The following is a 7,945-nucleotide window of genomic DNA, read 5'->3' on the forward strand; positions in this document are numbered from 1 at the left end:
TTATTTGTTCACAGTAAGATGAGTGTATCAATTGGCAGCTTTATGATAATCAGTATAAATATTTATCAGTATGCCTTATGACGTTAAATCATTACTCAGTATATAAAGTTGGCAATTGAATATCAGCTGCGTTGAGATAGGTGTTAAAAGCTAATGGCGTGCCACAGCTTTGCATCAGCGCAGCCAGTGATTGCACGTAACTATTTGCTGCTTGTGCTTGTTCAGTACGGGCTTTTAGTGACTGTGTTTGTGCTTGTACGACCTCAATCGGCGTGTTGACACCTTCTTGTAGCCCTAACTGTCGCAAGCGTAATACTTCAGCCGCTAGATCAACATTGCTTTGTAACGCCTGATAACGTGACTGAGCATTATTGACGTCGTGCCAGTTTTTTTCGACCAGTAATAATAGGTTGTCACTGACTTCGATCTCAGAAAGATCAGCTTGGCGTATTTTGGCATTACTTGATGCCAGCGATGCCGTTTTGTCTAGCCCGCCCCATAGCTTCCAGCTTGCGGAGATACCGGCGACCCAACTGGGATCCTTCTCGACTTGTCCATAACCATACAACATCACTGTAGGCTTATAACCAGTATCAGATAATGCATGTAACTGCTCTGCTTGTTTACGTTTGGCAGCGACTTTTTGTAGGCCTGGATGATTGGCAAGCGCTAAATCTTGAAAGTACGTGACATCTGGCAGAGGACGACTAGAAACGAATAGTGGTGTTGTGGGTTTGATACGGTATTCCGTACGCAATAGGCGCTGCAAAGCCATCATTGCAAGTCGTGCATCGTTATTAGCATTGACAGATTCGCTTTTTGCATCTGCCAGTGCAGACTGTGCTTCTAGACGATCCACACGCGAGATAAAGCCTTCTTCAAACAGTCGCTGGGCCATATGATCCGTTTGCTGAAGTGTGTCATAAGCATCTTCGCGCAGATAAGCGGCAATGATGGCCAATTGCGCTTTGAAGTATCGTTCAATTAAGGTGTTATATAGCTCGTTCTTATCTAATAAGCTGTCTGCGATGGCTTCTTGGGTACGCGCCTCAGAAGCACTAGTCAATGCTGTGGTGCGTCCGGCAGTATAAATAGGCCATAATACGCCGACTCCTGCACCCGATGTTGAACCTGAACGTTTTAACTCATAAGAATCAGGGATGCGCTCATCAGCCAATTCGCCCAAATTCGGCAGATTTGGAAAATAAGGTGCTAGGCTGTCAGCCTCATTGACAACACCGCTTTTGAGTGACGATAAATCAAGATCGGTGTCCAAGTTGTAAGCCGTAGCTGACACTCGTGCAAATACAAGCGGGTTGTCTAACGTATCGAGAGCATCTGTTTGATATTCACTTGAAGCAATCGCAGCTTGATTGGCTGCTAATTTGGGTGAGACTTGCAGTAAAATATTCTGTGCTTGTTCAAGACTCAATAAGCTAGGTACTTCTAATGAATAGCTACTATCGATATTTTTATGAGTGGTTGGGTCCACTAGCGTTTTTAAATTAGGCTGTTGCTGAGATATTTCTATTTCGCTATTGGTGGCAATGGTTTTATTTTTGGCATAGCTTTTTTGAATATTGCTTTGGTTGTCAGCATCATTGATTGGCGTTACTTGGTTTGGGGACTCAATATCATTTTCGTTTGCACTTGCAAGATTAGAAGCAGCCAAGGCCATGAGTGTAAACATCATGACTGAATTAGACAGAGTCGATAGAGCAAATTTCATAAGTCACATAAGCCATTAATTAGAATGCAAGGTTTTTGATATCATATAACGTCTTAAATATTTCAATAACAATAACCGTTTATTTATCGCTATCTACTGATAAATCGAGGACAAAATACAGTCTTCTTAACAGAGATATAAAGTGCGTTATCGACAACAAAGCGTACACTGTAGTGCCACAATAGTGACGGGTCAATAGTCAATACTCTCCTGTTTTCTATTGTATAGTCAATAGTAGTATGCTAGTAGATAGATTTATTTTAAAAATATTCGTTTATAAGTAATGCTGTAGCGAATACTACGAATGGCTATTTTTGGGGTATGAACGGTTCATTATTGAATAATTATTATGTTGCATGGTGTTATTAAACAAGATGAACCATTACAAAATACAGAATAAAAAATATTAAAAAAAGGTACTCGTTATGTCAGGATATATTTTGGCGCTAGATCAAGGAACTACATCAAGTCGAGCGATACTGTATGACGATCTCGCACGGTCGATAAAAATGGTTCAGCAGCCCACGACTTTGCAAACGCCAAAAGCGGGGTATGTCGAGCAAGATGCGCTACAAATTTGGCAGACACAGATTAGCTGTGCACATGATGTGATTAATCGCGCAGGACTACTAGCCACTGATGTTGCCAGTATTGCGATTACCAACCAACGTGAATCTATTGTCATGTGGGATAGGCAAACAGGTAAACCTTTAGCTCCTGCTATCATTTGGCAAGACCGCCGTACCGAGGATTATTGTAGAACATTGGCTGCTGAAAGCGTCGCTAAAGACAGCAATGACGACATGGCAAGCGAAGTACAACGTATTACAGGGTTGCGTTTAGATCCGTATTTTAGTGCCAGCAAAATTGCTTGGATGCTCGAAAATAACCCCAAATTGAGTGTACGTGCCCATAAAGGTGAAATAGCTGTCGGAACCATAGACAGTTGGCTTATTTATAAGTTGACTGGTGGTGAGCATGTCATTGATGTAACCAATGCGTCTCGTACCTTGTTGTTTGATATCCATAAGCTGACTTGGTCAGAAGCGTTGTGTGCGCGTTTTTCGATACCTATGAATATTTTGCCCAAAGTGGTTGCTTCTGATGGTGACTTTGGAAAAACCAAAAAAGGACTGTTTGCCAAACAAATCCCTATTCATGCTGTATTAGGTGACCAACAAGCCGCGCTTTTTGGACAAGGCTGTCTTGATTCAGGCATGGCAAAAAACACTTATGGTACAGGGTGTTTTATGCTGATGAATATTGGTCAAATACCAAAGTTAAGCGAGCATAAGCTGTTGACGACGATTGCGTGGCAACGACGACCTATATCGGCTCGTCCAGACAGTTTATCGTTTGATCAGATCGTGCAGTCTGGTAAGCGTATGTTGCAGCCACCCAAAAAAGAAGTCACTTATGCTTTAGAGGGTAGTGTGTTTATGGCGGGCGCGATCGTCCAATGGTTACGTGATAATTTAGGCATGATTCAAAAAAGTAGCGATATTGAAGATTTAGCACGGCAAGTGGAGAGTAGTGAAGACGTAGTGTTACTGCCTGCATTTACAGGGTTAGGTGCTCCTTATTGGCGTTCGGACATCAGTGCAAGTATTACGGGAATGAGCCGTGGCACGACCAAAGCACACATTGCCAGAGCAGCCCTAGAAGCAGTGGCTTATCAAACGTATGACGTTCTTATCGCTATGCAAAAAGACAGTCCTCATCCACTAACTGAGTTAAGAGTGGATGGTGGCGCTGCAAATAATGATTTGCTTATGCAGTTCCAAGCCGACTTACTAGACGTGCCAGTACTGCGCCCGAGAGATACAGAAATCACTGCCAAAGGTGCTGCATTACTTGCAGGATTAAAAACTGGATTGTATGACGACACAACGATGCAAGCGTCATGGCAAGTTGATCGGGTTTTTGAACCTACAATGTCCAATGATGAGCGAGATCAGCACCTTAATAAGTGGCGTCAGGCGATCGATAGAGCGTTGAAAGTATTATAAATTCTAAAATAATCTCATCAATTAGCTGGATCACTTAATCGAAAATTACTTAAAGTACTCTGCTTTCCTACAAAAACGTTGTAAAGATACAGGCTGTAACGCAAGATAATCGTAACTTGGACATAGTTTACATAACCGGTCTATCTGTCATTACCCATAAATTCTTATACTTTAGATGGATTAAGCGGAATATGCTAATTCTTTATTAAAAAATAAATCTAGGGCGTGTTGAACATTGGGTATAAATTAATGGCAAAAAAAATAGCGAACGGTTAATCTTTAAGTTCTCACACAAAAAAGATATCGTTCGCTATGCCTCGCACCATGCTCAAAGATGAACACTGGACAAGACTGAAACCTATATTACTAGAACTTAATATCTATGACAAAGGAAATCTTAGACAAACGGTTGAAGGCGTGCTTTATCGCATGCGTGTTGGCTGTCCTTGGCGCGACTTACCCGAGTATTTTGGCAAGCCTAATACCATCTATAAAGCTTACCAGCGCTGGTTTCGCAGTAATAAGCTGATTGCATTATTTACGTTACTGATCAAAGACGCAGACCTTGAGTGGGTCTTTATCGATGGCACTCATATTAAAGCGCATCAGCACAGCAGTAGTGGCAATGAGAACCTACAATCCATTAGCAAAAGTGTGGCAGGCCGCGCGACCAAGATTCACTTAGCAGTTGATGCTCATGGCAATCCGATTACCTTTCTTTTATCAGATGGCACAACCCACGATGTCAAAGTCGCACCTGATTTAATAGATAAGGTTAATTTGAGCGATACAGAGGTTTTATGTGCCGATAAAGGCTATGATTCTGATGCACTACGAGCCCATATTGAACAAGCAGGGACGCATAATAACATCCCTCGAAAACGAAACACTCAGTCTTCTAACGACCATATGGACTGGGACTTGTATAAAGCCAGGCATCTAGTAGAAAATGCTTTCGCTAAGCTAAAACAGTATAGGGCGGTTGCCACCAGATTTGATAAGCTCAAGCAGAGTTATGAAAATACGGTCGCTCTTGCTTGTGCTTATATCTGGCTCAAATTATGAATGTTCAACAGGCTCTAATATATAACAAATAATTTAAGGATAATAATATGAGTAACTATGATGATATTGAGCGCAGTGAAGTAAAACATATGACAAAAGAGAGTAAGCAAGACTTAAATGCTGACATCATCACAGGTGAACCAGGTTCTCACCCATTAGGAACGGGTATTGGTGGCGTGGGCGGTGCGGCCGCAGGTGCTGCTATTGGTACGATGGCAGGTCCACTAGGAACATTGATTGGTGGTGCTATTGGTGCAGTTGTTGGTGGCGGAGCAGGTCATGCAGCAGCAGAGGCTATTGATCCTACTCACGAAGAAGCTTACTGGCGTGCAGAATATGCAAACATGGACTACTATAAAGAAGGTTACGATTTTGATCGTGACTTACATCCAGCGTACGCAGTAGGTTATGCTAATCGTGCTAACTATCCTGTAGATGCTCGTTTTGAAGATCATGAGGCAGATTTAGAACGCTCATGGCACGAAGTCAAGGGCGAGTCACGTATGGAGTGGAAAGATGCACGTAAAGCTTCACGTGATGCATGGAATCGCGTGTCTTAATTGAGATTATTCTTGAGTATTAGATGATGAGGTTAATCTAACAGTAAGATTAACTGACAGTAAGTAAGTAGTAGATAAGCTTACTACCTCATTACCAAATTTAGTGTGGTTGTAGAATTTACTATACTGACAATCAAGATAAATAAGATTTATGTTATTTTATCGCTCCTAAAGTTATCTTTGGGAGCTTTTTTGTTGTATATTATTAACTATAAATATATTTTATGATGTATGAAGAAATTGATAATAATTAGAATGGTGAGTAATTTATGGTTAATAATGACAGTGACAAACAGTTTTATATAGCCACTGCTAATTTACTTAATTTTGCTAATCCAAATCGAATTTATTATGACAATGCGCCTGCTTACAGTGATGATGAATACGAGCACAAGTTAGGTGGTATTAGTAGCCTTTTAGCAAAGGCAAACGCTGATATCATTGCAGTACAAGAGGTATGGGACAGCCAAGCGTTAACAGATTTAGCTGTTTCATTGGGGTTTAAGCGCGAGCATGTTGTCGCGCCACTAGCCAGTAATGATGTTTCTAGTCCTCATACGCAGGGTAAAGGTGCACAAAATACCCCTGCTGTTGGCATTATTAGTCGTTTTAAACATTTAGAAAGCAGTTTATTAACAGACATTGAGCCAAAAGCGGTGATTGATATTCCTGATATTGGTCCTCATCAGCACTTTAATCGTCCACCGTTGATTTTGCGTGTTGATGCGTATGGACAACCGATTACGATTGTTACTGCACATTTAAAAAGTAAGCGTGCTTTTTTTCTACGTGATGATAAAGGTCACTTACTAGAAGATATGGATGACCCAAACATTCGAGTTCGTGCCAAACTGCGTAGTTTATGTATGCGTGCTGCAGAAGCTGCTTCTATCCGCATGTCTGTCATTGAAAGACTACATCATACTCAGGAGCCATTGATTCTGTTAGGTGATATGAATGACGTTACGGGTAGTGTGACCACTCAGTTGATGGCGGAGACTGGAGAAGTCAATTATGATAAGAGCATGCGTGATGTTGCACTATTCGATGCCGCTCGTATTCAAGCGCGTTATGGTTGGATGAAAGATGTGGCATATACCCATATATATCAAGGTATGCCAGAAATAATTGACCAGCTATTTGTTTCAGAAGAGTTTTTGCCTGACAGCAAGTATTCGCTAGGTCAGGTTGAACGGGTGGACTATTTTAATGATCATTTGAAGTGGGATTATGCAGATAGAGTCATCGATCATGGTATTATAAGAGCAAAAATTAAACTTAATAATTAAACCTAATCATTAAGTTTGATATATTGAATTGCATTAAATGGTTAACTCTATTAGATTGTTGACCTATACTTTACTATTACTTAACTTATTTATCTTCCTTGCTTGATGGTGTACAAGCGTTTATGATGCCTCTCCGTTAGAGATGGTGCGCATATTAGCGTGACATTGTTAGTTAACATAGCTTAATTTTTAAATAAAAATTAATATTATCTAATGAAGTTTGTATCTATAAAACAGGGTGTAATATTAAGAGGCCTATGATGAGCGAAAATAAAGACGAAAAGATTGAAGATGTGTTGGTAGACTCGGAGCTAGCAAAAAAGCTTGTACCGAATAAATTTAAGTTTACGAGTCAGCAAGGTCGAGCACGTCGCCAAAAGTTGTTGGCGGGTGCCAAAAAATTGAGTGAAACACTGCCCATTAATGATATCACTTTGGCCGCTGTGTGTGAAGAAGCAGGTATCCCACGAGCTTCTGCCTATCACTTCTTTCCTAATATCGAAGCAATATTTTTAGCATTACGCTTTTTAAATGCTATTGAAATATTAGAGATCGTAGAAACAGTTGATATTGGTAATTATGATAGATGGCAGGGTTATCTGACGGCACTCATCGATCAGTGTGTGACGATATTCCATAATGATGAAACCAAAGCTAAGCTTATTTATGATACCAATACGCCTGATTTCGAAGGTGATAGCTTCGGTGAAGATATCAACTATCAAATCATTGATTTGGTTTATAAGCGTTTGTCAGAGCGTTATGAAATGCCAGGTTTCCATGATATTCAAGATACGTTGTTGATTGCTTATAGCATTATCAACTCTATATTTACGTTATCTTATCGTCGTCATCAAAAAATTACTGATGAGTATATCCAAGAAGCGAATATTGCATTCATCGCTTACTTACGTTGCTATCTACCAGAAAAGCTACCACGTAAAAAATCATCAGTGTAGAGCGTTAAAGAATATTGAAGCTATGTAAACACAAAAAAGCCAACATGACATGTTGGCTTTTTTGTGTTTACTGTTTTTAGCGATGTTTTTGTCGATAGATCTGGCCGTGATTGTTTTACAGAGTCGGTGTCGACATTTGCTTATGGCACGTATCACGACTATATCTCTGTAGGAGGGTGTTATTAGTAAGTCGTTTCTCTTACTATGCGCATATTTATGAAGGTTATAAGTGTTTTAATCTACCATGGTATTAAATGCAACGGCTGCTGATTTTTTCGCTGGTAATAACTTTATATCCCAACGTAAGGTGCGATATTCAGATAAAGGGATTTCA

6 protein-coding genes are annotated in these 7,945 nt (G+C 40.3%); 5 read left to right on the forward strand and 1 reads right to left on the reverse strand.

The genetic code is table 11. The features are described 5' to 3' along the window. Window positions 1-91: 91 nt before the first annotated feature. Window positions 92-1,729: a TolC family protein gene (locus ACT3SX_RS12440; protein ID WP_192519849.1), complete on the reverse strand. Its 1,638-nt coding sequence runs from the start codon at window positions 1,727-1,729 to the stop codon at window positions 92-94. Window positions 1,730-2,154: 425 nt separating this feature from the next. Here ACT3SX_RS12440 and glpK point away from each other — a divergent pair, with 425 nt between their 5' ends. The 5 genes from glpK (at window position 2,155) to ACT3SX_RS12465 (ending at window position 7,611) form a co-directional block, all read left to right on the forward strand. Next, window positions 2,155-3,738 carry a glycerol kinase GlpK gene (glpK, locus tag ACT3SX_RS12445; protein ID WP_192992003.1) on the forward strand — a complete coding sequence of 528 codons (1,584 nt, stop codon included), beginning with the start codon at window positions 2,155-2,157 and terminating at the stop codon, window positions 3,736-3,738. Between the two features lie 312 nt (window positions 3,739-4,050). Then, window positions 4,051-4,803, forward strand: a complete 753-nt coding sequence (locus ACT3SX_RS12450) for an IS5 family transposase (protein WP_444761760.1) — start codon at window positions 4,051-4,053, stop codon at window positions 4,801-4,803. 47 nt (window positions 4,804-4,850) lie between these two features. Next, window positions 4,851-5,363 carry a hypothetical protein gene (locus ACT3SX_RS12455; RefSeq protein WP_192520787.1) on the forward strand — a complete coding sequence of 171 codons (513 nt, stop codon included), beginning with the start codon at window positions 4,851-4,853 and terminating at the stop codon, window positions 5,361-5,363. 269 nt (window positions 5,364-5,632) lie between these two features. Next, window positions 5,633-6,652, forward strand: a complete 1,020-nt coding sequence (locus ACT3SX_RS12460; RefSeq protein ID WP_192520789.1) for an endonuclease/exonuclease/phosphatase family protein — start codon at window positions 5,633-5,635, stop codon at window positions 6,650-6,652. 260 nt (window positions 6,653-6,912) lie between these two features. After that, window positions 6,913-7,611 (forward strand): TetR/AcrR family transcriptional regulator, encoded by a 699-nt coding sequence (locus ACT3SX_RS12465; RefSeq protein ID WP_192520790.1) that lies wholly within the window; start codon window positions 6,913-6,915, stop codon window positions 7,609-7,611. The last annotated feature ends 334 nt before the right edge of the window (window positions 7,612-7,945 follow it).

It is taken from the genome of Psychrobacter sp. AOP31-B2-9 (genome assembly GCF_052378005.1).
Lineage (GTDB): Bacteria > Pseudomonadota > Gammaproteobacteria > Pseudomonadales > Moraxellaceae > Psychrobacter.

Coding starts and splice junctions, on each gene's coding strand:
- ACT3SX_RS12440 (WP_192519849.1), bottom strand. CDS start 1,729: ATGAAATTTGCTCTATCGACTCTGTCTAATTCAGTCATGATGTTTACA.
- glpK (WP_192992003.1), top strand. CDS start 2,155: ATGTCAGGATATATTTTGGCGCTAGATCAAGGAACTACATCAAGTCGA.
- ACT3SX_RS12450 (WP_444761760.1), top strand. CDS start 4,051: ATGCCTCGCACCATGCTCAAAGATGAACACTGGACAAGACTGAAACCT.
- ACT3SX_RS12455 (WP_192520787.1), top strand. CDS start 4,851: ATGAGTAACTATGATGATATTGAGCGCAGTGAAGTAAAACATATGACA.
- ACT3SX_RS12460 (WP_192520789.1), top strand. CDS start 5,633: ATGGTTAATAATGACAGTGACAAACAGTTTTATATAGCCACTGCTAAT.
- ACT3SX_RS12465 (WP_192520790.1), top strand. CDS start 6,913: ATGAGCGAAAATAAAGACGAAAAGATTGAAGATGTGTTGGTAGACTCG.